The sequence below is a fragment of the Pseudomonas sp. GW821-FHT01E10 genome (genome assembly GCF_059422365.1).
In genome coordinates this window covers 21,930-47,843 of the sequence record NZ_JBWKWT010000016.1, presented here as the reverse complement: position 1 = coordinate 47,843, position 25,914 = coordinate 21,930, and the positions used below count along the sequence as shown (strand labels likewise).

The 25,914-nt window shown below is 60.9% G+C and carries 19 protein-coding genes; 8 read left to right on the top strand and 11 right to left on the bottom strand.

The genetic code is table 11. The annotated features are described in order from the left end of the window. Positions 1–206: 206 nt before the first annotated feature. The 4 genes from ptsP to AC07V0_RS23180 all read left to right on the top strand — a co-directional run bounded on the left by ptsP (position 207) and on the right by AC07V0_RS23180 (position 7,470). The gene (gene ptsP / locus AC07V0_RS23195; RefSeq protein WP_495019954.1) at positions 207–3,074 is read left to right on the top strand and encodes a phosphoenolpyruvate--protein phosphotransferase; all 2,868 of its coding nucleotides are present in this window, start codon (positions 207–209) and stop codon (positions 3,072–3,074) included. After that, positions 3,074–4,015, top strand: a complete 942-nt coding sequence (gene pfkB, locus AC07V0_RS23190) for a 1-phosphofructokinase (RefSeq protein ID WP_018929500.1) — start codon at positions 3,074–3,076, stop codon at positions 4,013–4,015. The genes ptsP and pfkB overlap by 1 nt, the downstream gene beginning before the upstream one ends. Before the next feature lie 11 nt (positions 4,016–4,026). Then, on the top strand, positions 4,027–5,766 hold the full coding sequence (locus tag AC07V0_RS23185; RefSeq protein WP_018929501.1) for a PTS fructose-like transporter subunit IIB: 1,740 nt from the start codon (positions 4,027–4,029) through the stop codon (positions 5,764–5,766). A 162-nt stretch (positions 5,767–5,928) separates the two neighbouring features. Further along, positions 5,929–7,470, top strand: a complete 1,542-nt coding sequence (locus AC07V0_RS23180) for an alkaline phosphatase D family protein (protein WP_495019953.1) — start codon at positions 5,929–5,931, stop codon at positions 7,468–7,470. A gap of 137 nt (positions 7,471–7,607) precedes the next feature. Here the strand turns inward: AC07V0_RS23180 and AC07V0_RS23175 are convergent, their stop codons facing one another. After that, positions 7,608–10,136, bottom strand: coding sequence for a PepSY domain-containing protein (locus AC07V0_RS23175; RefSeq protein ID WP_495019952.1), 2,529 nt, complete (start codon positions 10,134–10,136; stop codon positions 7,608–7,610). A gap of 149 nt (positions 10,137–10,285) precedes the next feature. Next, positions 10,286–12,544, bottom strand: coding sequence for a TonB-dependent receptor (locus AC07V0_RS23170; protein ID WP_495019951.1), 2,259 nt, complete (start codon positions 12,542–12,544; stop codon positions 10,286–10,288). Positions 12,545–12,750: 206 nt separating this feature from the next. Between AC07V0_RS23170 and AC07V0_RS23165 the strand changes: the two genes are divergently transcribed. After that, on the top strand, positions 12,751–13,431 hold the full coding sequence (locus AC07V0_RS23165) for a Fe2+-dependent dioxygenase (protein ID WP_018929505.1): 681 nt from the start codon (positions 12,751–12,753) through the stop codon (positions 13,429–13,431). Next, positions 13,428–14,183, top strand: coding sequence for a tetratricopeptide repeat protein (locus tag AC07V0_RS23160; RefSeq protein WP_495019950.1), 756 nt, complete (start codon positions 13,428–13,430; stop codon positions 14,181–14,183). The genes AC07V0_RS23165 and AC07V0_RS23160 overlap by 4 nt, the downstream gene beginning before the upstream one ends. A 90-nt stretch (positions 14,184–14,273) precedes the next feature. Here the strand turns inward: AC07V0_RS23160 and AC07V0_RS23155 are convergent, their stop codons facing one another. From AC07V0_RS23155 to AC07V0_RS23135, 5 genes are all read right to left on the bottom strand, one after another. Then, positions 14,274–15,437 (bottom strand): type III PLP-dependent enzyme, encoded by a 1,164-nt coding sequence (locus AC07V0_RS23155; RefSeq protein ID WP_018929507.1) that lies wholly within the window; start codon positions 15,435–15,437, stop codon positions 14,274–14,276. Positions 15,438–15,948: 511 nt separating this feature from the next. Beyond that, on the bottom strand, positions 15,949–17,106 hold the full coding sequence (locus tag AC07V0_RS23150; RefSeq protein WP_495019949.1) for an osmoprotectant ABC transporter ATP-binding protein OsmV: 1,158 nt from the start codon (positions 17,104–17,106) through the stop codon (positions 15,949–15,951). Further along, the gene (locus tag AC07V0_RS23145; protein ID WP_018929509.1) at positions 17,103–17,756 is read right to left on the bottom strand and encodes an ABC transporter permease; all 654 of its coding nucleotides are present in this window, start codon (positions 17,754–17,756) and stop codon (positions 17,103–17,105) included. Before AC07V0_RS23145 ends, AC07V0_RS23150 begins: the two co-directional genes overlap by 4 nt. An 18-nt stretch (positions 17,757–17,774) precedes the next feature. Continuing rightward, positions 17,775–18,677, bottom strand: a complete 903-nt coding sequence (locus AC07V0_RS23140; protein ID WP_495019948.1) for a glycine betaine ABC transporter substrate-binding protein — start codon at positions 18,675–18,677, stop codon at positions 17,775–17,777. A gap of 20 nt (positions 18,678–18,697) precedes the next feature. Beyond that, the gene (locus tag AC07V0_RS23135; protein ID WP_086946000.1) at positions 18,698–19,414 is read right to left on the bottom strand and encodes an ABC transporter permease; all 717 of its coding nucleotides are present in this window, start codon (positions 19,412–19,414) and stop codon (positions 18,698–18,700) included. 360 nt (positions 19,415–19,774) lie between these two features. On the opposite strand from AC07V0_RS23135, the gene AC07V0_RS23130 reads away from it, so the two are divergent. Beyond that, a complete protein-coding gene (locus tag AC07V0_RS23130; RefSeq protein WP_064616153.1) occupies positions 19,775–21,358 on the top strand; it encodes a peptide chain release factor 3 in 1,584 nt (527 codons plus the stop codon). A gap of 293 nt (positions 21,359–21,651) precedes the next feature. Further along, on the top strand, positions 21,652–21,867 hold the full coding sequence (locus AC07V0_RS23125; protein ID WP_018929513.1) for a hypothetical protein: 216 nt from the start codon (positions 21,652–21,654) through the stop codon (positions 21,865–21,867). A 113-nt stretch (positions 21,868–21,980) separates the two neighbouring features. On the opposite strand, the gene AC07V0_RS23120 is transcribed toward AC07V0_RS23125, so the two are convergent. From AC07V0_RS23120 to AC07V0_RS23105, 4 genes are read right to left on the bottom strand one after another with little or no spacing between them, the layout of a single operon-like run. Next, a complete protein-coding gene (locus AC07V0_RS23120) occupies positions 21,981–22,961 on the bottom strand; it encodes a peptide ABC transporter ATP-binding protein (RefSeq protein WP_495019947.1) in 981 nt (326 codons plus the stop codon). Beyond that, on the bottom strand, positions 22,961–23,929 hold the full coding sequence (locus tag AC07V0_RS23115; protein ID WP_064616156.1) for an ABC transporter ATP-binding protein: 969 nt from the start codon (positions 23,927–23,929) through the stop codon (positions 22,961–22,963). The genes AC07V0_RS23120 and AC07V0_RS23115 overlap by 1 nt, the downstream gene beginning before the upstream one ends. Before the next feature lie 10 nt (positions 23,930–23,939). Beyond that, positions 23,940–24,851, bottom strand: a complete 912-nt coding sequence (locus AC07V0_RS23110) for an ABC transporter permease subunit (RefSeq protein WP_028939886.1) — start codon at positions 24,849–24,851, stop codon at positions 23,940–23,942. Positions 24,852–24,862: 11 nt separating this feature from the next. Then, complete coding sequence (locus tag AC07V0_RS23105; protein WP_018929516.1) at positions 24,863–25,873, bottom strand: ABC transporter permease subunit; 1,011 nt, start codon at positions 25,871–25,873, stop codon at positions 24,863–24,865. Between the last annotated feature and the right edge of the window lie 41 nt (positions 25,874–25,914).

Here is a 25,914-nt window from a genome sequence, read left to right as displayed (position 1 = left end):
GACTTCAAGGATGAGACATTATCGAGTAACGTGCCTAAGATTCTAGATTAAACGTTTCAGCAGGCGTATTTTCTACGTTATAGGTCGCTTTGGCCGGTTCTGCCGCGAAACCGCCAAAACTGCGTCTGAAAAGGTGTTCTCAAAACGCCTAAGCTGAATCAATCAAAACAATACCTGGCGTCACACGGCGCCAAAAAGGAGAAAGCATGCTCGAGCTCACCATAGAGCAGATATCCATGGGCCAGTCGGCTGTGGATAAAGCCACCGCCTTGCAATTGCTCGCTGACCGACTCGTGACCGATGGCCTGGTGGCCGACGGTTACCTCGCAGGCTTGCAGGCCCGGGAAGCCCAGGGCTCGACCTTTCTCGGCCAAGGTATTGCCATCCCCCATGGCACTCCCGAAACCCGCGATCAGGTATTCGCCACCGGCGTGCGGCTGATGCAGTTTCCTGACGGTGTGGACTGGGGCAATGGCCAGATCGTTTATCTGGCCATCGGTATCGCCGCCAAATCCGATGAACACCTGCGCCTGCTGCAACTGCTGACCCGTGCCCTCGGTGAAACCGACCTCGGCCAGGCCCTGCGCCGCGCCAGTTCCGCCGAAGCCTTGCTGAAGCTGCTGCAAGGCGCGCCACAAGAGCTGGCACTGGACGCACAGATGATCGGCCTCGGTGTGTCCGCCGATGACTTCGAAGAGCTGGTTTGGCGCGGTGCCCGTTTGCTGCGTCAGGCCGATTGCGTGAGCAACGGTTTTGCCGGCGTCTTGCAGCAGGTCGAAGCGCTGCCGCTGGGCGATGGCCTGTGGTGGCTGCACAGCGAACAAACGGTGAAGCGTCCCGGCCTGGCGTTCGTTACCCCGGACAAACCCATCCGCTACCTCGGTCAGCCGCTGAGCGGGCTGTTCTGCCTGGCCAGCCTCGGTGAAGCCCATCAGGCGCTGCTCGAACGTCTTTGCGCGTTGCTGATTGAAGGTCGCGGCCATGAATTGGGCCGTGCCACCAGTAGCCGCGCGGTGCTGGAGGTCCTTGGCGGTGAAGTGCCGGCGGACTGGCCGAGCGCACGCATTGCCCTGGCCAACGCCCACGGTTTGCATGCGCGCCCGGCGAAGATCCTCGCGCAACTGGCGAAAAGTTTTGACGGCGAGATCCGTATACGCATCGTCGATGGTCACGACAGCGCGGTGTCGGTGAAGAGTTTGAGCAAACTGCTCAGCCTTGGCGCCCGTCGCGGTCAGGTGCTGGAGCTCATCGCCGAACCGGTCATCGCCGCCGACGCCTTGCCGGCCTTGCTGGCGGCCATCGAAGAAGGCCTCGGTGAAGAAGTCGAGCCGCTGCCCGTGGTGAGCCAGCAGCGCGAAGTGCTCGTGGAGGTGGAGGTCGTCGAAACACTGCTCGCGCCAGCGTCCGGCAGCCTGATTCAGGCGATTGCCGCGGCCCCCGGGATCGCCATCGGCCCGGCGCATATTCAAGTGCTGCAAGTCATCGATTACCCGCTGCGCGGTGAGTCCGCGGCCATCGAGCGCGAGCGTCTCAAGCAAGCGCTGGCCGATGTGCGTCGTGACATCGAAGGCCTGATCGAGCGCAGCAAGGCCAAAGCGATTCGCGAGATTTTCATCACCCATCAGGAAATGCTCGACGACCCGGAATTGACCGACGAAGTCGAAACCCGCCTCAAGCAAGGTGAAAGCGCCGAAGCGGCGTGGATGACGGTGATCGAAGCCGCCGCCAAACAACAGGAAGCGCTGCAGGACGCGTTGCTCGCCGAACGTGCCGCCGACTTGCGCGACATTGGCCGTCGGGTGCTGGCGCATTTGTGTGGCGTCGAAACGCCTGCGGAGCCTGCGCAACCGTACATTCTGGTGATGGACGAAGTCGGCCCGTCGGATGTGGCGCGTCTTGATCCGACGCGCGTCGCCGGCATTCTCACCGCTCGCGGTGGTGCCACGGCCCACAGTGCGATTGTCGCCCGGGCCCTGGGTATTCCAGCACTGGTGGGCGCCGGCGCCGCCGTGTTGCTGCTGAAACCGGGCACGCCGCTGTTGATCGATGGCCAACGCGGCCGCCTGCACGTGGACGCCGATGCCGCGACCTTGCAGCGCGCCACCGAAGAGCGCGACACCCGCGAACTGCGCCTCAAAGCCGCCGCCGAACAACGCCATCAACCGGCGCTGACCACCGACGGCCACCCCGTGGAAGTGTTCGCCAATATCGGTGAAAGCGCTGGCGTCACCAGCGCGGTGGAGCAGGGCGCCGAAGGCATTGGCCTGTTGCGCACCGAACTGATTTTCATGGCTCATTCACAAGCACCGGACGAGGCCACCCAGGAAGTCGAATACCGTCGCGTACTCGATGGCCTGGCCGGGCGACCGCTGGTGGTGCGCACGCTCGACGTCGGTGGCGACAAACCGCTGCCGTACTGGCCGATCGCCAAAGAAGAGAACCCGTTCCTCGGTGTGCGTGGCATTCGCCTGACCCTGCAACGTCCGCAGGTCATGGAAGCGCAATTGCGCGCCTTGCTGCGTGCGGCGGATAACCGTCCCTTGCGGATCATGTTCCCGATGGTCGGCAGCGTCGATGAGTGGCGCCAGGCTCGGGACATGACCGAACGTCTGCGTCTGGAAATCCCGGTCGCCGATCTGCAACTGGGGATCATGATCGAAGTGCCGTCGGCCGCCTTGCTGGCGCCGGTATTGGCCAAGGAAGTGGACTTCTTCAGCGTCGGCACCAACGACCTGACGCAGTACACCCTGGCCATCGACCGTGGTCATCCCACTTTGTCGGCCCAGGCTGACGGCTTGCACCCGGCGGTGCTGCAACTGATCGACATCACCGTGCGTGCGGCTCATGCTCATGGCAAGTGGGTCGGCGTGTGCGGTGAACTGGCGGCCGATCCGCTGGCGGTGCCGGTGCTGGTGGGCCTGGGTGTGGATGAGTTGAGCGTGTCGGGCCGCAGCATTGCCGAGGTCAAGGCGCGCATTCGCGAACTCAGCCTGACCCAGACTCAAACCCTTGCCCAACAGGCCCTGGCCGTGGGCAGCGCGAACGAAGTCCGCGCATTAGTGGAGGCGCTGTAATGGCCAAGATCTTAACTCTGACCCTCAACCCGGCGCTGGACCTTACCGTTCAATTGCCGATGCTTGTGCCCGGTCAGGTCAATCGCAGCGACGAAATGCACACCCATGCCGCCGGCAAAGGGGTGAACGTGGCGCAGGTGCTGGCCGACCTCGGGCATCAGCTGACCGTCAGCGGATTTCTCGGGGAAGATAACCTTCAGGCGTTCGAAACCCTGTTCGCCAAACGCGGCTTCACCGACGCGTTTATCCGCGTCCCTGGTGAGACCCGCAGCAATATCAAGCTGGCGGAAAACGATGGGCGCATCACCGACATCAACGGCCCGGGGCCGCGGGTCAGTGAAGCGGCGCAGCAGGCTTTGCTTGATCGGCTCGACCAGATTGCACCAGGGCATGACGCCGTCGTGGTGGCCGGCAGTTTGCCCCGTGGCGTGAGTGCTCAATGGTTGCGGGAGTTGATCCTGCGCTTGAAAAAACGCGGCTTGAACGTTGCGCTCGACACCAGCGGTGAAGCCTTGCGCGCCGGCCTGTCGGCTGGCCCGTGGCTGATCAAGCCCAACACTGAAGAGCTGGCTGAAGCACTGGATTGCGAAGTGGTTTCCGTGGGCGCCCAAGCCGAGGCCGCAAGCCGTTTGCACGCTCATGGCATCGAGCACGTGGTGATTTCCCACGGTGCCGACGGGGTGAACTGGTTCAGTGTCGGCTCGGCGATGCATGCCACACCGCCCAAGGTCAGCGTGGTCAGCACCGTCGGTGCGGGGGATTCGCTGCTGGCGGGCATGCTGCACGGTTTGCTCAGTGCCGATACGCCTGAACAGACCTTGCGCACCGCCACTGCGATTGCCGCCATGGCCGTCACCCAGATCGGTTTTGGCATCGGCGACGCCGCGCAACTGGCGCAGCTCGAACAGGGCGTGCGCGTGCGCCCCCTGACAGAACAATAAGAGGGTTTGCAATGAAATTAGCCATTGTTACGGCCTGCCCGAACGGCATGGTCACCAGTGTGCTGTGTGCTCGTCTGCTCGATGCAGCGGCCCAGCGTCAGGGCTGGAGCACCAGTGTCGAAGTCGTGGATGCAGCCCATCCGGAACGTCAATTGTCGGCGGCGATCATCGAGGCCGCCGAGTGGGTGTTGCTGGTCACCAGCGCACCGGTGGATATGTCACGGTTTATCGGCAAACGGGTGTTCCAGAGCACCCCGGCCCAGGCTCTGCAAGATGTCGAAGCGGTGCTGCGCCGTGGGGTAGAGGAAGCCGAGGTTTACGTCGCGCCCGCAGCCACCGCTGAACCTGCCGCGGTTGCTAAACAGGCGCCACGCCTGGTGGCCGTCACCGCGTGCCCGACCGGTGTCGCCCACACCTTCATGGCCGCCGAAGCCTTGCAGCAAGCGGCCAAGCGTCTGGGTTACGACCTGCAAGTGGAAACCCAGGGCTCGGTCGGCGCACGCAATCCGCTTAGTGCAGAGGCGATTGCCAATGCCGACGTGGTGCTGCTGGCGGCAGACATCGAAGTTGCCACCGAGCGTTTCGCCGGCAAGAAAATCTACCGCTGCGGCACAGGCATCGCCCTGAAACAGGCCGAAGCGACGCTGAACAAAGCCCTGGCCGAAGGCAAGCAGGAAAGCGCTGCGACCGGCGCCAAAGGCCCGGCCAAACAAGAGAAGACCGGTATCTACAAACACCTGCTGACCGGTGTCTCGTACATGTTGCCGATGGTGGTGGCGGGCGGTCTGATGATTGCCTTGTCCTTCGTGTTCGGCATCACCGCGTTCAAGGAGCAAGGCACGCTCGCGGCGGCGCTGATGCAGATCGGCGGCGAGAGCGCGTTCAAACTGATGGTGCCGCTGCTGGCGGGTTATATCGCCTACTCGATCGCTGACCGTCCGGGCCTGGCGCCGGGGATGATCGGTGGTTTGCTGGCGAGCACGCTCGGTGCCGGTTTCATCGGCGGGATCATTGCTGGTTTTATCGCCGGCTATGCGGCCCAGGCGATCAACCGTTATGCGCGCTTGCCGCAAAGTCTTGAGGCGCTGAAGCCGATCCTGATCATTCCGTTGCTGGCGAGCCTGTTTACCGGTCTGGTGATGATCTACGTGGTTGGCAAACCGGTGGCCGGGATGCTTGCGGGGCTTACCCATTTCCTCGACAGCATGGGCACCACCAACGCAATTCTGCTCGGTGTGCTGCTGGGCGGCATGATGTGCGTCGACCTTGGTGGGCCGATCAACAAGGCGGCTTACGCGTTTTCGGTGGGGCTGCTGGCATCGCAGAGTTATGCACCGATGGCCGCGACCATGGCCGCCGGCATGGTGCCGCCGATTGGCCTGGGCATCGCCACGTTGATTGCCCGGCGCAAGTTCGCCCAGACGGAACGCGAGGCCGGTAAAGCGGCGCTGGTGCTGGGGCTGTGCTTTATCTCCGAAGGGGCGATTCCGTTCGCGGCCAAAGACCCGCTGCGGGTGATTCCGGCGAGCATCGCCGGCGGTGCGCTGACCGGCGCGTTGTCGATGTACTTCGGCTGCAAACTCATGGCGCCGCACGGTGGATTGTTTGTGATGCTGATTCCGAATGCGATCAACCATGCGCTGTTGTATCTGCTGGCGATCGTGGCCGGGAGTCTGCTGACGGCGGTGGTGTATTCGGTGCTCAAGCGACCGGAAACAGTGGAACTGGCGCTGGAGCCGGCTAACGCTTAACAGCCAAAGATCGCAGCCTTTGGCAGCTCCCGGCCAGAACAGTGTTCGACCGCGATATGGCGGCGTACATCGAGCCTGGAGCTGCTGGAGGGTGCGATCTTTTTTGTGTCATACCTGATTCATGCGGTCATGCTTTAGTTTTCCTTTTTCAGGGAGAGCACCATGAGCGAATTCGACCTCGGCCGCCGTCGTGTCATACAAGCTGTCGGAGCCGGGCTGTTGCTGCCCGGGCTGGCGCCGGCGGTGATTGCATCGGTCAAGGATCGGCCGCAACTCACCGATGGTGTGCAGTCCGGCGACCTGTTGGGCGACCGGGCGATGATCTGGAGCCGTAGCGATCGCGCGGCGCGGATGGTGGTGGAATGGGACACGCGCAGCCTGTTCAGCAACCCTCGTCGATTCGTCTCGCCATTGGCCGATGCCGGCACCGATTTCACCGCTCGGGTCGAACTCACCGGCCTGCCTGCCGATCAGGCAATTTTCTACCGCGTGACGTTCGAAGACGCCCAGAGCGGTGTCGCCAGCGAACCGTGGTTCGGCCATCTGCGCAGTGTGCCCAGCGCTCGGCGGAATATTCGCTTCGTCTGGAGTGGCGACACGGTTGGCCAAGGCTTCGGCATCAACCCGGACATCGGCGGTATGCGCATCTACGAAGCCATGCGTCTGCGCCTGCCGGACTTTTTTATCCACAGCGGTGACACCGTCTACGCCGACGGCCCTGTGCCGGCGCAACTGACCACCGAAAGCGGCCGGGTGTGGCGCAACGTCACCAGCGAAGCCAAGAGCAAAGTCGCCGAAACCCTCGACGAGTATCGCGGCAATTACCGCTATAACCTGATGGACGAAAACGTCCGTCGCTTCAACGCCGAAGTGCCGCAGATCTGGCAGTGGGACGACCACGAAGTGGTGAACAACTGGTCGCCGGGCAAGCAACTGGATGATCGCTACAAGAGCAAAGATATCCACAGCCTGGTGGGCCGCGCACGGCAGGCCTGGCTGGAATATGCGCCGATGCGTTTGCAGAGCGCCGACGGTGGCGGGCGGATTTATCGCAAGCTGAGTTATGGGCCGATGCTCGATGTGTTCGTGCTCGACATGCGCAGCTACCGAGGTGCCAATGACGACAACCTTGGTGCCGCCAAACCGTTCCTCGGTCGAGAGCAATTGGATTGGCTCAAACGTGAATTGAAAGGCTCCCAGGCTCAATGGAAAGTCATCGCCGCCGACATGCCTATCGGCCTCGGCGTCCCGGACGGCGAAGTCAGCCCCGGTGTGGCGCGTTGGGAGGCGGTGGCCAACGGTGATCCGGGCCCGGCTCAAGGCCGTGAGCTGGAGATCGCTGAGTTACTGAGCTTTCTGCGGGCGCAGCAGGTGCGCAATTTCGTTTGGCTGACGGCGGATGTGCATTATTGCGCGGCGCACCATTACCATCCTGATCGCGCGGCGTTCCAGGACTTCGAACCGTTCTGGGAATTTGTCGCGGGGCCACTGAATGCGGGGAGCTTCGGGCCGAATGCGCTGGATAAAACCTTCGGCCCCGAGGTGGTATTCCAGAAGGCACCCGCAGCGCAGAACACCTCGCCGTTTGCCGGGTTTCAGTTTTTTGGCGAGGTGAACATCGATGGGCAGTCGGGGGAGTTGAGTGTCGTGCTGCGGGATCTGGATGGGGTGGGGGTGTTCGAGCGTAAGTTGCAGCCGGTTTGAGGGCTTGATGCATGATCGTTCCCACGCTCTGCGTGGGAATACCTCAACGGACGCTCCGCGTTCGACTCTGGAAGGGACGCGGAGCGTCCCAGGCTGCATTCCCACGCGGAGCGTGGGAACGATCATGTACCGCGCTATTAGTAAACGTCGCGGCGGTAGCGGCCTTGTTCGATCAGGCGCTCGACTTCATCCGCACCCAGCACGTCGTTAAGCACTTGGTCCACCCCTGACGCCATCCCCTGCAAACTGCCGCAGATGTAAATCACGGCGCCATCGGCCAGCCATTTCTTCAGCTCGCCGGCAGACTCGCGCAGGCGATCCTGCACGTAGATTTTCTCGGACTGATCGCGGGAAAACGCCAGGTCCAGACGTGCCAGATCACCGTTGATCAACCACTCTTCCAGTTCCGCACGGCACAGGTAATCGTGTTCCCGATTGCGCTCGCCAAACAGCAGCCAGTGGTGCTGTTGCCCGTCGGCAATCCGTGCCTTGAGCAAGCTGCGCAACCCGGCCAGCCCGGTGCCGTTGCCCAGCAGGATCATCGGCACCGGTTCGTTCGGCAGATGGAAACCACTGTTGCGCCGCACCCGCAGGTTGACGTGGCTGCCTACAGGCACGTGTTCGGTCAACCAGCCGGAGCCGATGCCCAGGCTGCCGTCTGGGTGCCGCTCCTGACGCACGATCAATTCCAGCGCGCCGTCGGCGGCGATCGAGGCGATGGAGTATTCGCGCAGGGCCAGTGGCACCAACGCATTCACCAGCGCTTGCGCGTGCAGGCCGACCAGATGAGCGCGGTTCTCGGGCAGTTGGCGGCTGGCCAGGGCTTGCTCCAGAGACTGCGACAGGCCATCGAGTTCAACCGTGGCTCGACCGTCAATTCCCAGGCCTTCGAGGAAATGCTCGATGGCCCACGCACCATTGCGCGGCAGCACTTCCACCAGATCACCGGCCAGCCAACTGCTGGTGCTGGGAGCGGTGAGGCCGAGCAAGTACACGGGAGCTCCACTGCTGTCCGGGTTCATCAATTCGCGGCGGGTCAGGGTCCAGTTGTCGTAGCTGGGCGCTTGCCAGGTGTCGACCGGTGCCTGACCCGTCAGCAGACCGAGTTGCTGTTGCCAGTGACGCAGGGCGTAAGGGTCGCCACCGTCGACTTCAACCGGGGCGAACAAGGTCTTGCCGCCGTGCTCGCCCAGCCAGGTGTGCAAGCGACGGGCGAAGCCGCAGAAGTGTTGATACTGGCGGTCACCGAGGCCGAGCACGGCATAGTTCAGGCGTTTAAGACTCGGTGCACGCCCCAGCACTTTACGTTCGAAACCGCGGGCGCTGTCCGGCGCTTCGCCGTCGCCGAAGGTGCTGACCACAAACAGCGCGTTGCTGGAATCTCGCAGGTCCTGTTCGCTGACATCGGCCAACGGTTGAACCTTCACCGATAATCCGGCGGCCTGCAATTGCCCGGCAGTCTGCCAGGCGAGCTGCTCGGCAAACCCGCTCTGGCTGGCGAAGCCGATCAGCCATGCCGGTGCGTCGCTACCCGGTTGCTCAAGGCCTTTACGGGCATCCTTGATCTGACGTTTCTTGCGTCGGCGGTCCAGGTACAGCAACCAGCCCGTGACGAAAAACAGCGGCATGCTCAGCGCGGTGATGGTCAGGATGATCCGCCCGACCAGCCCGAAATAACTGCCGACGTGCAGTGCATAAATACTGGTCAGCAACTGCGCCTTGAGGCTCTTGTCGCTGTAGCGGTCATGACGGCTGACGGCGCCGGTCACCGGATCGAGGGTGATCTGGTTCCGTGCCTGGTCGTGGGGTGAATCCTTCAGCAGGTAGAACACGGTTGCCGGTTGCCCGGCCACTGGCGGCATCCGAACGTTGTAGGACGAAAGACCAGGGCCGGCGGCGCTGTAGATGCTGCTCCACATCGCGGCGTAATCGGCGGTGGGGGCCGGGCCGCTTGGTGCAGGGCCGCGACCACTGCGAACCCGCTCGTTTTGCGGCGAATCGGAAAGCAGCCTGGTCAGCCCTTTGTTGTACCACTCGTACGACCAGGACAACCCGGTCAGTGCCGCCAAAAGGTAGAACACCAGGCACCAGGTACCGGCCACCGAGTGCAGGTCCCAATTGAAGCTGCGACCCTTCTTCTTCCAGTCCAGTGTCAGCCAGGCGCGCCAGCTTTTCCACTGGCGCGGCCAGCGCAGGTACAGGCCGGACAGGCAGAAGAACACCAGAATCAGCGTGCAGGCGCCGGTGATCTGCCGGCCGGTATCACCCATGGCGAGGAAGCGGTGCAACTGCAGCATCAGGCCGAAGAAGTCCTGGCCGGTGACGTCGCCCATGAACTCGGCGGTGTACGGATCGAAATAACGCATCTGCCCGCGACGTTCGCCGGGCGGCGCCGTGAAGATCACCCGCGCAGCATTGCCGCTGTCGGTCTCGACCCAGAGCATAGAGACGATCTTGCCCGAAGCGCTTTCGATTTTCTCCACCAGTTCGGCCGGTGGCAGCACGCCGGCGATCTGCTTCTCGACGTGCAGCACGGAGGGGTTCAGCGTTCGCAGGATTTCATCCTGAAACGAGACTGCCGCCCCGGTAATGCCCATCAGGGCCAGGACCAGTCCGGCGCTGATGCCGAAAAACCAGTGCAACTGGAACAGGGATTTCTTCAACACGTCGCTCGCCTTGTTCGTTCAAAAGTCATCATCACGGCGCGCATTATGCCGTGAGTTGTCGAGAAGCATTCTTTTTTACACGCAAAAGCCCCGTTCACTTTGATGAACGGGGCTTTTGCCTGAGCGCTTTGGTCTTCACGCTTCTGTTATCAGAAGTGGAAGTTGGCACTCAGCAGAGCAGTGCGGCCCGGCGCCACGTGGGCGTAGTGCGTCTGGAATACCTGGTCGAAGTAACGCTTGTCGGCCAGGTTTTGTACGTTGAGTTGCAGGTCGACGTTCTTGGTCAGGCGGTAGCTGGCCATCGCGTCGTAACGCCAATAGGACGGAATCTCCACCGAGTTGGCGACGTTGCCGAACTGGGAATCGACGAAGGTCGCACCGGCACCGACGGTCAACTTGTCCGGCACCAGGTCGTAGGTCGACCAGAACGTGAAGTTGTTTCGTGGGGTGCTTGGCATGTGGTTGCCTTCATCGGCGGCGAGGGTGGTTTTGACCACTTCGCTGTCCATGTAGGTGTAGCCGCCGAAGACTCGCCAGTTACGGGTCAGCTTGCCGGTGTAGGTCAGTTCCAGGCCATTGACCTGCTGTTCGCCGTCCAGCACTTGGGTGGTGCCGCCGTCCGGATCGTTGATACGCGCGTTGGTTTTCTCGGTGCGGAACAGTGCGGCGGTCAGCGACAGGTCGTCACCGAAGAAGTCCCACTTGGTGCCAATCTCGTAGTTGCGGTTCTTTTCCGGGTCCAGACTGCTGTTGTTCGCCGCCAGTTCCAGGCCACCGTTGCCGCTGGTTTCGCCGGCCGGGTTGCTGGACGTCGAGTAGGCGGCATAGAGGCTGCCGTTTGGCAGTGGGTTGTAGACCACGCCGATCTGGTAGTTCACCAGGTCGCTGGTGTTCTGACGGGAGAAACTGCCCGCTGGAGCCGTGCTGCTGGCGTTGGCGAAACCGCTGGATTCGACTTGGTAGTTGTCATAACGCAGGCCCAGGTTCAGGGACCATTGCTCGTTGAACTTCAGGGTGTCGAACACGTAGGCCGCGGCGGTCTTGGTGTCGGTGTCGGTGAAGGCGTTGCTGTCGGTGATCGTGCCGTTCCAGTTATCCCCAGGCGTCGGGTTGTACAGGCTGGTGCAGTCGCCGGAGTTGAACAGGGCACGGTTGCACCGGGTGCCGTTGGCGCTGGAGGTCAGGAGGTACGGGCGGTTGTGGGTGTCCTGATAGGAAAACTCCAGACCGGTCACCAGGCTGTGCTCGATGGCGCCGGTGTTGAATTTGGCACTCAGGTCGGTCTGGTTGATCCAGCCGCTGGACGTCGAGTTACGGCTCTTCGCGCCACGGTAGACACTGCCGTTGGCCACGTTGCCCTTGCTGTCGTCAGGGTTGGTGACGATGTAGTCCAGGGTTGAACGGGACATGCGAAAGCTGTTCGACACGGTCAGGCTATCGTTCAGATCGTGCTCGAGCTTGATCGTGCCGCTGTCGTTGCTGGTCTGGCGATAGTCGCGGCCGGTGAGGCCGTAGAAGTTGTCGCGGTTGACGTTGGCCGGCTTGTCGACGTTGTACTTGCTGCGGTTGGGGCTCAGGGTCAACGGGATGCCGTAGTCGGGCATGTCGTCGGTTTCGACGTGGTAGTAGCCGACGGTCAAGCGGGTGTCGGTGCCCAGGCCGAAGGCGAAGGACGGTGCCACGCCCCAGCGACTGACGTCCACGGCATCACGCCCGGCGACGTTGGCTTCGTGCTTCATCAGGTTCAACCGGAACGCCGAGGTGTCGGTCATTTGCTGGTTCAGGTCGAGGGTGGTGCGCTTGGTCTGGTCCGAACCCCAGGTGAAGCCGCCGTTGTAGGCATTGCCCAGCTTGGCGGTCTTGCTCACCAGGTTCAGGCTGCCACCGGTGGATCCGGCGCCGGTGAAGGCTGATCCCGGGCCCTTGCTGACTTCGATCGATTCAACGTTGAAGATCTCGCGGCTCTGGGACGCCACGTCGCGCATGCCGTCGATGAACACATCGCTTTCGGCGTTGAAGCCGCGAATGATCGGACGATCACCGGCCGGGTTGCCGCCCTCGCCGGCACCAAAGGTGATACCCGGGGTGGTGCGCAGGGCGTCGACCAGGCTGGTGGCGCCGGTGTCGCGAATCACTTGTTGCGGGATCACGGTGACGCTTTTCGGCGTCTCGCGCAGTGGCGCGGTGTACTTCTTGGAGGCCGAGGTATCGGTCTTGTAGGAGGTGTCATCCTGCTCGCCTACAACGCTGGTCGCGTCCAGGGATATCGCATTGCCGGGTGCTTTTTCGTCGGTCTTCTCGGCCGCGAAAACCATGTGGCCCGCAGAGCCGGCGGTGATCGCCACGCCAATTGCAGACGCGAGCAAACGCGGTGAACTGACCGTTGATTGTGGTTGTTGGCGTGACATGTGAATTCCCCTCCCCAAGGATTTGAGGTCGCGGAATGTAGAGTAAATACGTATCTGTATCAATTGCGAAACGTTGCTATTAGCAACGAATTTACATTCTTTACAATTTGCCTTTACGGTTTTTGCGGTTTCATTCGTCTCTTGGGTTTTACATAAGTAATAAGAATCAATACCATTAACGTCCCTTTGCTTTCAGGTGTCTTTCCATGTTGTTGCACATTCCCGGCGTGTTCGCGAAAGAAGAAGTGCAGCGCATTCGCGAGGCCCTGGCGCAGGCGGATTGGGCCGATGGCAAAATTACCGCCGGTTATCAGTCGGCGAAGGCCAAGCACAATCTGCAATTGCCTGAAGGACATCCGTTGACCAAGGAAATCGGTGCGGCGATGCTCGAGCGGTTGTGGAAAAATCCGCAGTTCATGTCAGCGGCATTACCGCACAAGGTCTTCCCTCCGTTGTTGAACTGTTACACGGCCGGTGGCAGTTTCGACTTCCATATCGACAATGCCGTGCGTCAGCCCAAGGGCAGCATCGAGCGGGTGCGCACCGACCTGTCGGCGACGCTGTTCTTCAGTGACCCGGAGGATTACGACGGCGGCGAACTGGAAATCCAGGACACCTTCGGCACTCAGCGCGTGAAATTGCCGGCCGGCGATATGGTCCTGTATCCCGGCACCAGCCTGCACAAGGTCAACGCCGTCACGCGTGGAACCCGCTACGCATCGTTTTTCTGGACGCAAAGCCTGGTGCGTGAAGACAACCAGCGCGCTTTGCTGTTCGAGATGGACGGGGCGATTCAGCAACTGACCCAGGACATGCCCGACCATCCTTCATTGATCCGCCTGACCGGTACTTACCACAACCTGTTGCGTCGCTGGGTCGAGGTATGAGTTATCAATTGCGCCGCGAGGAAGTCCTCGACGGTGATCGCCTCAAGGCCATGCTGGAGGAAAGCCCGGCGCGCGCAGCCCAGGCGATTCTGATCGCCGCCCGTGAAGGTGTGCTGGATGCCCAGGCCTTGCTGGGACAGATTTTGCTGGACGGGCGGGGTATCGAGCGGGATCAGCCGCTGGCGCTGCGCTGGTTCGAGATTGCGGCTCAGCGCGGGCACTTGATGGCGCGCAACATGCTTGGTCGTTGCCATGAACATGGCTGGGGGTGCACCGCCAACGCCACGAGCGCCGCGGGGCATTATCGCCTCGCCGCCGAGGCAGGACTGGATTGGGCGATGTACAACTACGCCAATCTGCTGGCTACCGGGCGCGGGGTGGTCGAGGATCAGGCGCAAGCGCTGAATCTCTATCGGCATGCCGCTGAATTGGGCCACGCAAAGTCGATGAACCTGCTGGGGCGATATCTGGAAGAGGGGCGCGATTGCCCGGCAGATCCGCATGCTGCCCGTGACTGGTATCGACGCTCGGCTGAAGGAGGGGATTTTCGCGGTCAGTTCAGTTATGCGGCGGTGTTGGCGGATGAAGGCAAGGTCGACGAGGCGTTGGGCTGGTTACGCAAGGCCTTGGATGGCGGGAATTTGAATTTCTTGCGGGTGGCGAGCAAGGCGCTATTGACGTCGACCGATCCAAGAATTCATGGGCTGGCTACCGAGTATCAACAGCGTGCTCGGGAGCTGACGCCAGGATAGATCGTTCCCGCGCCCCGTGTGGGAGCGATCAGCACAGGCACAAAAAAGCCCATGACACGTCATGGGCTTTTTGATTTCTGCGTGCAGTGCTTACACGTAGAACGACTTCAGCGGCGGGAAGCCATTGAACTCGACAGCGCTGTAGCTGGTGGTGTACGCACCGGTCGACAGCCAGTACAAACGATCACCGATCGCCAGGTTCAGCGGCAAACCGTACTTGTAGTTTTCGTACATGATGTCGGCGCTGTCGCAGGTCGGGCCGGCGATGACCACTTCTTCCATCTCGCCTTTCTTCTCGGTCCAGATCGGGAACTTGATGGCTTCGTCCATGGTTTCGATCAGGCCGGAGAACTTGCCCACATCCGTGTACACCCAACGCTCTACAGCGGTACGGGATTTACGCGCCACCAGCACCACTTCGCTGACCAGAATGCCGGCGTTGGCGATCAGCGAACGGCCCGGCTCCAGGATGATTTCCGGCAGGTCGTCGCCGAAGTCTTCCTTCAGGAAGCGGATGATTTCTTCAGCGTAGGTTTCCAGGCTGTTGGTGCGGGTGATGTAGTTGGCCGGGAAGCCGCCACCCATGTTGATCAGCTTCAGGTGGATGCCGTCTTCTTCTTTCAGGCGTTCGAAGATCACTTTGACCTTGGCGATTGCCGCGTCCCAGACGCTGATGTCGCGCTGCTGCGAACCGACGTGGAACGAGATGCCGTATGGCACCAGGCCCAGGTCACGAGCCAGGATCAGCAGGTCCATGGCCATGTCGGTCTGGCAGCCGAATTTGCGCGACAAAGGCCAGTCGGCAGTGGTCGAGCCTTCAGTCAGGATACGCACGTAGACTTTCGAGCCCGGAGCGGCCTTGGCGATGTTGCGCAGGTCGGCTTCGGAGTCGGTGGCGTACAGGCGCACGCCCTTGTCGTAGAAGTAGCGAATGTCTTTGGATTTCTTGATGGTGTTGCCGTAGCTGATCTGGTCGGCGCTGACGCCACGGCTCAGCACTTTGTCCAGCTCATAGATCGAGGCGATGTCGAAGCTCGAGCCTTTCTCTTTGAGCAGGTCGATGATTTCCACGGCCGGGTTGGCCTTGACCGCGTAGTAGACCTTGGCGAATTCGAAACCGGCACGCAGGTCGTCATAGGCCTGGGCGATCATCGCGGTGTCGATCACCACGAACGGGGTTTCTTGTTTGTCGGCGAAGGCCTTCATTTTCTGGAAGGTTTCGCGCGCGAAATAGTCTTCGACGTTGATCGACATGCTGGGAACTCCTACTGGCAAACTGAAATTATCAATGGGTGCAAATGAACGCCCTCCGTATCCCCACTTTGGTTCGCCTACTTCCCAAGGCATGTCGCCGAAAGCAAAAAGGCCATGGGAGGCGGTGCTTCCCTTGGCCTTGCTGTCTCGTCGTCAGTACTTGAGCCGGATGGATCGTTTCCAGCATGGACGTTCGGCGCGAACTTTAGGGCGTGAGGGGCTTGAGATCAACAAAAAATGTCGCGTTTTTGCACGCTTCCGTCGTGCGGTCCCTGACAGCTACTGATGTAACCGACCTGCGTGACAGTGTGATGTTCCCAAGACAAGGATTTTAGAAGGGAGCTTGGTTGGCTTTTGTGGCGAGGGAGCTTGCTCCCGCTGGGGCGCGTAGCGCCCCCAAAATCAGGCAATGCGGTTCTTCAGAAGGATCGCATCGGCTGACTTCACGACTGCTTCGCGGCCGGACGGGAGCAAGCTCCCTCGCCACAAAAGCACTAGAGCCTCATACAAGTCAGGTCAACGCAGTTTCCGCTGGCGAAACAATGCTGGTCTTGCCCCCACGGGACTTACCGGAGCTCAGGTATTCGGCAATCGATTCCTGAGTCACCTCACCGAGAAACACCCGCTCGGCGTCCATCACCGGCAGCCACGAGCGGTTGAACTCGTACATGCGCGACAGCAGGATGCGCAAATGCTCGTCGTACGCCGCGGTGGCGTTGAACTCGCGCAGGTATTGCGCGCAGGTGCCTGTCTGGCGATGCAGGTCGCGACGGCGCACGTAGCCCAAGGCCTTGTTCTCGGCGCAGGTCACCACCACGTAGCGCCGGTCCAGTTCGTCCATCAATTCCAGGGCTTCGGCCACCGGGGTTTCCGGGCTCACCGACGGCGCGTTGTCCGCCGCATCTTCAGCCTTCACCAGCAGCAAGCGTTTGAGCGTGCTGTCCTGGCCGACGAAGTTGCTGACAAAATCGTCCGCCGGATGCGCGAGCAAGGTGTCCGGGTGGTCGATCTGCAACAGCTTGCCGGCGCGGAAAATCGCGATTTTGTCACCGAGCTTGATGGCTTCGTCGATGTCATGGCTGACCATGATCACGGTCTTGTTCAGCGCCCGTTGCATCTCGAAGAACTCGTTCTGGATCATTTCGCGGTTGATCGGGTCGACCGCGCCGAACGGTTCGTCCATCAACAACAGCGGCGCATCCGCCGCCAGTGCTCGAATCACACCGATCCGCTGTTGTTGGCCGCCGGACAATTCACGGGGGTAGCGAGTCAGGTATTGCTTGGGTTCAAGCTTGATCATGCTCATCAACTCGCGGGCGCGGTCGTGGCATTTCTGTTTGTCCCAGCCGAGCAGGCGCGGAACGATGGTGATGTTTTCCTCGATGGTCATGTTCGGGAACAGACCGATCTGCTGGATCACATAACCGATGTTGCGGCGCAGGGTCACTTCGTCGAGGTCGGTGGTGTCTTCGCCGTTGATCAGGATCTTGCCCGAAGTCGGTTTGATCAACCGGTTGATCATTTTCAGCGTGGTGCTCTTGCCGCAGCCCGATGGCCCGAGGAACACGCAGATCTCGCCTTCATTGACGGTCAGACTCACCGAGTCCACGGCTTTCACATCTTTGCCGTTGCTTTGGAAGGTCTTGCTGAGGTTTTGAAGTTCGATCATTTGAGCAGTCCTTTTGGAGTCAGCGTGCGTTGCAGCCATTGCAGAAGCAGGTCGGCGAAGATGGCCAGGAGACTGACCAGCACCGCGCCGACGATCAGCATCGACATGTCGCTGCGGCTGATGGAAGCGAGGATGAGTACACCGAGGCCACCGGCGCCGATGGTGGCGGCGATGGTCATCACGCCGATGTTCATCACTACGGCGGTGCGGACACCGGCGAGGATCACCGGCACGGCAATCGGCAGTTCGACCATGCGCAGGCGCTGACCGAAGGTCATGCCGATACCCCGGGCGGCTTCGCGAATGCCGGGTTCCACGCCGGTCAGCGCCAGGTAGGTGTTACGCATGATCGGCAGCAGCGAATAGAGAAACACGGCGGTGATTGCCGGCATCGGGCCCAGGCCCTGGCCGAACCTGGAATAGAACGGCAACAGCAGGCCGAATAGCGCAATCGACGGCACGGTCAGCAAAACCGTGGCGCTGGCTTGCAACGGGCCGGCCAATGTCGGGAAGCGGGTCATCAGGATGCCCAGCGGCACGCCGACCAGAATCGCCAGCGTTACCGCGATGCCAACCAGGGTGATGTGCTGCCAGGTCAGGTGCAGCACTAGCGGCCAATCGAGATGGGAAAAGGCGTTGAGAAATTCCATGTCTTTTTCTCCTCTGCCTTATTGAACAGACAGCAGTGGATGCTGGCGCAGGAAATCGGCGGCAACGGATGAAGGGCTTTCGTGATCGACATCGACCCGTGCGTTGAGCTGGCGCATGGTGGTGTCGTCGAACAGTTCGGCCAGTGGCTTGAGCTCTTCGGCGAGTTTCGGGTGGGCATCGAGGTAGGCCTGGCGCACCACCGGCGCGGCGGTGTAATCGGGGAAGTAATGCTTGTCGTCGTCGAGCAACTTGAGTTTGAAGGCGTTCAAGCGACCGTCGGTGGTGTAGACAAGACCGGCGAACACCTGGCCGTTGCGCAAGGCGGTGTAGACCAGCCCGGCATCCATCTGGCGAATGTTGTTGCGGGTCAGGTTCATGCCGTAGAGATCAACCATGCCGCCCAGGCCGTCGGAACGGTTGGCGAATTCGGTGTCCAAAGCGACGAGGTGATTAGTCTTCGCCTCGGCTTGCAACACCTCGTTCAACTGGCTGATGGTGTTGATCTGCGGGTAAGCCTTCGCGGTTTTTTCCGGCAGGGCCAGGGCGTAGGTGTTGCTGAATTTCGACGGAGTCAGCCAGACCAGGCCTTTTTTCTCGTCGAGTTCTTTCACCCGGGCGTAGGACTGCGCGCTGTCGAGTTTTTCAGTGACATGGTTGTAAGCCACCAGCGAGACGCCGGTGTATTCCCAGAGCATGTCCAGTTGGCCGCTTTCGTGAGCACTGCGGGCCAGATTGCTGCCCAGGCCGCCGGTCACCTGGGTGTCGTAACCCTTGGTGCGCAGGTATTGGGAGGTGATTTCCGCCAGCAGGGTTTGTTCGGTGAACACCCGGGCGCCAATGCGGATCACGGGTTTTTCAGCGGCTTGGGCGATTCCTGCGAACAGCAGAACGCAGCCTAAAAATAAGCAGACTTTTTTCATGTTAATTCCTTTGCCGAGGCTTAAGACGGGCGTAGGCCGCGTTCGAGCCAGAGGCGGCTGGCGAGTGTCACCAGTCCGTCGAGCAGCAAGGCCAGCAGGGCGGTGCAGGCCGCGCCGAGCAGCAGTTGCGGCTGATTGTTCAGGGCGATGCCGGGGAAAATCAGGCTGCCCAGGCTGTTGGCGCCAATCAGGAACGCCAGCGGCGCGGTCCCGACGTTGATCGCCAATGCCACGCGCACTCCACCGATGATGATTGGCACGGCGTTCGGCAGTTCGACCCGGCACAGCACCTGAGTCGGGGTCATGCCGATGCCGACGGCGGCTTCCTTGAGCGAACCCTGAACGTTTTTCAGCCCTTCATAGGTGTTGCGCACGATCGGCAACAGCGAAGCCAGGAACAGAGCGAAGATCGCCGGGCCGCTGCCGATGCCGAGGATGCCCAGGGCGATGGCCAGTACGGCGAGCGGCGGCACGGTGTTGCCGATGTTGAAGATCTGCATGAAGCGTTCGGCGCGTCCCACCAGGGGCGGGCGGCTTAAAACGATGCCGGCGGGGATGCCCACAACGAGGGCAGCCAGCATGGAAGCGAGGACAAGAATCAGATGAGCTTGCAGGTAAAACAACAAATCGTCGCGGTACTGTTCGATCGTGTTGATGCCAATCCAGTGGACCAGCAGGGCCAGAAGAGCGACGACAACCGCACCTCCTGTCAGCCCTTTGCCATAGCGAATAGCCACAGGCAGACTCCTTTTTTCAGTCGGCGAACGCAGTCCCGTGTGGCATGCCATTCCTGGCTGCCGGGAAAATAACGTTCGCGAGAAGCAGCTCTTCATGCTGATGAAACCGCATGAGATAGAGCCATAAGCGCAGCCTCGTCAGGCTAACTTGCTGATTTTTCAGCCCCTGACGATGGGTCGTAACAGGGGAGTGGACGTCTCCAGCTTTTAAAAGGTTCCATAATCAGCAGCATTTAGCCACCAAGAAGGAGCTGCCCGCGCTGATTACGGCCATCGGTAGCTCCTGTGCGTGGTGGTCCGTAGATCACTTTTTAAGCTATACTCGCCGCCCTTTTTTGAATCACCGCCAGGCGATTTCCCATGACCAAACAGGCCGCCGAAGTCGCGAAACGCCGCACTTTCGCCATTATTTCCCACCCCGATGCCGGTAAGACCACCATCACCGAGAAGCTCTTGCTGATGGGCAAGGCGATTGCGGTTGCCGGCACGGTGAAATCTCGCAAGTCCGACCGCCATGCCACCTCCGACTGGATGGAAATGGAAAAACAACGGGGTATTTCCATTACCACGTCGGTCATGCAGTTCCCGTATCGCGACCACATGATCAACCTGCTCGACACCCCGGGCCACGAAGACTTCTCCGAAGATACTTACCGCACCCTGACTGCGGTGGACTCGGCATTGATGGTCCTCGACGGCGGTAAGGGTGTAGAACCACGGACCATCGCCCTGATGGACGTCTGCCGTCTGCGTGACACGCCGATCGTCAGCTTCATCAACAAACTCGACCGTGACATCCGCGACCCGATCGAACTGCTCGACGAAATCGAAGCAGTCCTGAAGATCAAGGCCGCGCCGATCACCTGGCCGATCGGTTGCTACCGCGACTTCAAGGGTGTTTATCACCTCGCCGACGACTACATCATCGTCTACACCGCCGGCCACGGTCATGAGCGCACCGAAACCAAAATCATCGAGAAGCTCGATTCCGATGAAGCGCGCGCACACTTGGGTGACGAGTACGAGCGTTTCATCGAGCAGCTGGAACTGGTGCAGGGCGCCTGCCACGAATTCAATCAACAGGAATTCCTCGACGGCCAACTGACCCCGGTGTTCTTCGGTACCGCGCTGGGCAACTTCGGTGTCGATCACGTGCTCGACGCTGTGGTCGACTGGGCACCGCAACCACTGGCCCGTGTCGCCAACGAGCGCACCGTCGAGCCGGTGGAAGAGAAGTTCAGTGGTTTCGTGTTCAAGATCCAGGCGAACATGGACCCCAAACACCGCGACCGCATCGCCTTCATGCGCATTTGCTCCGGCAAATACGAAAAGGGCATGAAGATGCGCCATGTGCGCACCGGCAAGGACGTGCGGATCGGCGACGCGCTGACCTTCTTCTCCTCCGAGCGTGAGCAACTGGAAGAAGCGTTCGCCGGCGACATCATCGGCCTGCACAACCACGGTACCATCCAGATCGGCGACACCTTCACCGAAGGCGAAACCCTGGGTTTCACCGGCATCCCGCACTTCGCCCCGGAACTGTTCCGTCGCGTACGCCTGCGCGATCCACTGAAATCCAAGCAACTGCGTCAAGGCTTGCAGCAACTGGCCGAAGAAGGCGCCACCCAGGTGTTCTTCCCCGAGCGCAGCAACGACATCATTCTCGGCGCCGTCGGTGTGCTGCAGTTCGATGTGGTCGCCAGCCGTTTGAAAGAGGAATACAAGGTCGAGTGCTCCTACGAGCCGATCACCGTGTATTCCGCGCGCTGGATCGAGTCCGGCGACAAGAAGAAGCTTGAGGAATTCACCAACAAGGCCGTGGAAAACCTCGCCCTCGACGGCGGCGGTCACCTGACCTACCTGGCCCCGACCCGGGTCAACCTGGCACTGATGGAAGAACGCTGGCCGGACGTGAAATTCCGTGCGACGCGTGAGCATCACTAAGCGCTGAGTTGCAAACCCCAAAGCCCCGATGTGCGAGTCTCGGGGCTTTTTATTGTCTGGGCTGTGTACCGCACTGAAGCGACTCGGTTGTCCGGGTGCGACAGGGTTCTTCCTTCCGTGCTCGGCGAGCCCGCATCACTTAGTTGATCTGGTTATAGGCATTATTCGAAACCAATCTCCCTTCTCACGGCATTTCCCGACCTTCGTTAGCGTCCTATCTGGAGAATCGCGCTAAATTTCTCTCTGCGCCATTCCGGCACCCATGCTTCACCCAAGAAAGGATGGAATCGGCTATGAGCATTATTCAACGCATAGTGTTGCTGCTGAAGGTTTTGGTGATGCTATCCCTCGGCACGTCAGCGGCGTGGGCGGAGTGCACGAACCATGATGAACAGGCCTGGAGCGGGCAAGGCGTGCACAGCGAGCTGATGCTCGCCGCATCGGAATCGGGTAGCTCGAACGATGATGACTCGACCGACGACCCGGACAGCAACGAAGACGACACTTGAGCCTGAATGACAGGCAAAAGAAAACCCCGTCTGCCTGACTGATGCGCAGTCGGGGCAGAAGGGGTTTGGTTAACTCAGCAAAAAGCGCGCCCCGGTACCGGGGCGCGTTTTTTTCAGGACGCGCCGTCGAGGAATTGCTCGGCGTAGTGGCAAGCCACCTGGCGTGTGTCGAGCAGACGCAGGGCCGGCTCTTCGATGGCACAGCGCTCGGTCGCGTACGGGCAGCGCTTGTGGAAGGCGCAGCCGGACGGTGGATTCAGCGGGTTTGGCAGTTCGCCGACGATCTTGATTTTCGGCTTGTCCGGATCCGGGTGAATGGTCGGCGTCGCCGACAACAGCGCCTGGGTGTATGGGTGCAGGGGACGGGTGTAGATGTCCTCTTTCGGCCCCATTTCCACTGGACGACCGAGGTACATCACCATCACGTGATCGGCAACGTGGCGTACCACCGCCAGGTTGTGGGAGATGAACACGTAGGCGGTGTTGAACTCTTGCTGCAAATCCATGAACAGGTTGAGTACCTGCGCCTGAATCGACACGTCCAGCGCCGAGGTCGGTTCGTCCGCCACCAGCACTTTCGGCTGCAACATCATCGCGCGGGCCAGGGCGATCCGCTGGCGCTGACCGCCGGAGAACATGTGCGGATAGCGCTGGTAGTGCTCGGGACGCAAGCCCACCTGCTTCATCATCGCCTGGACTTTCTCGCGACGTTCGGCGGCGGAAAGGTTGGTGTTGATCAACAGCGGTTCTGCCAGTTGATCACCGATTTTCTGCCGTGGATTCAACGACGCGTACGGGCTCTGGAACACCATCTGCACATCTTTGCGCAGTTGCTTGCGCTGAGCCTTGTCGGCGCCGGCGACTTCCTGCCCGGCGATTTTCAACGAGCCGGAGGATGGCTCTTCGATCAACGTCAGGGCACGGGCCAGGGTGGATTTGCCGCAACCGGACTCACCCACGACAGCGAGGGTCTTGCCGGCTTCCAGTTCGAACGACACACCGTTGAGGGCGCGCACGGTCGCATGGCCCTTGAACAGGCCACGGGACACTTCGTAGTGACGGGTCAGGTTGCGGGCGGTAAGTACGACGGCCATTACGCCACCTCCTGGTTCAGCGGGTAGAAGCAGCGGGCGAGGCTGTTGCTTTTCTGGTCAAGGGCTGGACGCTGGGTGCGGCAATTGTCTTGCACGTACGGGCAGCGCGGCGACAGCAGGCAACCTTGCGGACGGTCGTAACGACCGGGAACGATGCCCGGTAGCGTCGACAGGCGCGCAGCACCCAGGCTGTGTTCTGGAATGGCCTTGAGCAGCGCTTCGCTGTACGGGTGCGCAGGAATGTCGAACAGTTGTGGCACCTGACCGACTTCAACCGCTTGGCCGGCGTACATCACGCACACGCGCTGGGCGGTTTCGGCCACGACCGCGAGGTCGTGGGTAATCAGCACCAGGCCCATGTTCTGCTCTTTCTGCAGGGCCAGCAGCAGGTCCATGATCTGCGCCTGAATCGTTACGTCGAGTGCCGTGGTCGGTTCGTCGGCGATCAGCAGTTTTGGTTCGCCGGCAATCGCCATGGCGATTGCAACACGTTGGCTCATGCCGCCGGAGAGTTGATGCGGGTAGGCATCCATACGGCTGGCGGCGCCGGGGATTTCCACTTTTTCCAGCAGTTCGATGGCGCGCTTGCGAGCGTCCTTCCTGGACATTTTCAGGTGCAGGCGCAGCACTTCTTCGATCTGGAAGCCCACGGTGTAGCTCGGGTTCAGCGCGGTCATCGGGTCCTGGAAGACCATGGCCAGGTCTTTGCCGACGATCTGTCGACGCTGACGGTTGCTGAGCGCGAGCATGTTCTTGCCGTCGAAATTCAGGGCGTCGGCGGTGACGATCCCCGGACGCTCGATCAGGCCCATCAGCGCCATCATGGTCACGGACTTGCCGGAACCCGACTCGCCAACGATGGCCAGCACTTCGCCCTTTTCCACGGATATGTCGAGACCATCGACCACCGGAACGGCGTTGGCGTCGCCGAAGCGAACGTTGAGATTCTTGATTTCTAACAGTGACATTTGAATCTCCTCAGGCGGCGTTCTTGAGTTTCGGGTCCAGCGCATCGCGCAGGCCGTCGCCCATCAAGTTGATTGCCAGCACGCTGAGCAAAATGGTCAAACCAGGCAAGCTCACCACCCACCAGGCGCGTTCGATGTAGTCGCGAGCCGAAGCCAGCATGGTGCCCCACTCAGGGGTTGGCGGTTGTACGCCAAGGCCGAGGAAGCCCAGTGCCGCGGCATCGAGAATCGCCGAGGAGAAACTCAAGGTGGCCTGAACGATCAGCGGCGCCATGCAGTTGGGCAGCACGGTGACGAACATCAGGCGAGGCAGACCGGCACCGGCCAGGCGCGCGGCGGTCACGTAGTCGCGGTTCAATTCGCCCATCACCGCGGCGCGGGTCAGACGAACATAGGACGGCAACGAAACCACGGCGATGGCAATAATGGTGTTGATCAGGCCAGGGCCGAGGATGGCGACAATTGCCACCGCCAGCAGCAGGGACGGCAGGGCCAGCATGATGTCCATCAGACGCATGATGGTCGGGCCGAGCACGCGCGGGAAGAACCCGGCGAACAGTCCCATCAGGATGCCTGGAATCAGCGACATCACCACCGATGACAAGCCGATCAGCAGGGACAGGCGCGAGCCGTGAATCAAACGCGACAGCAGGTCACGACCGAGTTCATCGGTACCCAGCAGGAACTGGATATGCCCGCTTTCCAGCCAGGACGGCGGGGTCAGCAGGAAGTCGCGGTACTGTTCGCTCGGGTTATGCGGTGCGACCCACGGGGCGAAGATCGCGCAGAAAATCACCAGCAGCATGAACAACAGGCCGGCGACGGCCCCTTTGTTCCTGGAAAACGCATGCCAGAATTCTTTGTAGGGCGACGGATACAGCAGGCTTTGATCGACTGCTACCGGTGTAGTGAGAGTGGTCATGGTCATTGATCTCAGCGCTGATGACGGATGCGTGGGTTGGCAAAGCCGTAGAGGATGTCCACTACGAAGTTGACCAGAATCACCAGGCAGGCGATTAACAGGATGCCGTTCTGCACCACGGGATAGTCCCGTGCGCCAATGGCTTCGATCAGCCATTTGCCGATGCCGGGCCAGGAGAAGATGGTTTCGGTCAGGACCGCGCCGGCCAGCAGCGTGCCGACTTGCAGGCCGACCACCGTCAGTACTGGAATCAGCGCATTGCGCAGACCGTGCACGAATACCACGCGCGATGGCGACAGGCCTTTGGCGCGGGCGGTGCGGATGTAGTCTTCACGCAGCACTTCGAGCATCGACGAACGGGTCATCCGCGCAATCACCGCCAGCGGGATGGTGCCGAGCACGATGGCTGGCAGGATCAGGTGATGCAGGGCATCGAAGAACGCTCCGACGTCATCGGCCAGCAACGTATCGATGAGCATGAAGCCGGTGCGTGGCTCGATGTCGTAGAGCAGGTCGATCCGCCCGGATACCGGGGTCCAGCCCAGGCTCACCGAGAAGAACATGATCAGGATCAGGCCCCACCAGAAGATCGGCATCGAGTATCCCGCCAGGGAGACACCCATTACCCCATGGTCGAACAGGGACCCTCGCTTGAGTGCCGCGATCACCCCGGCCAGAAGGCCCAGGATGCCGGCGAACAACATGGCGGCCGAGGCCAGTTCCAGGGTCGCGGGGAATAGAGAGCTGAACTCGGTCCAGACGCTTTCACGGGTACGCAGGGATTCGCCGAGATCGCCGTGGGCCAGTTTGCCAATGTAATCCAGGTATTGGGCATACAGCGGTTTGTTCAGACCTAGGCGTTCCATTGCCTGAGCATGCATTTCGGGGTCGACCCGACGTTCGCCCATCATCACTTCCACGGGGTCGCCAGGAATCATGCGGATCAACGCGAAAGTCAACAAGGTGATGCCGAAGAACGTGGGGATCAGTAACCCCAATCGGCGGGCAATAAAACTAAACATCTTGTGTGGTACCTCATCAGCCGGTTAGGCATGCCCGGTAT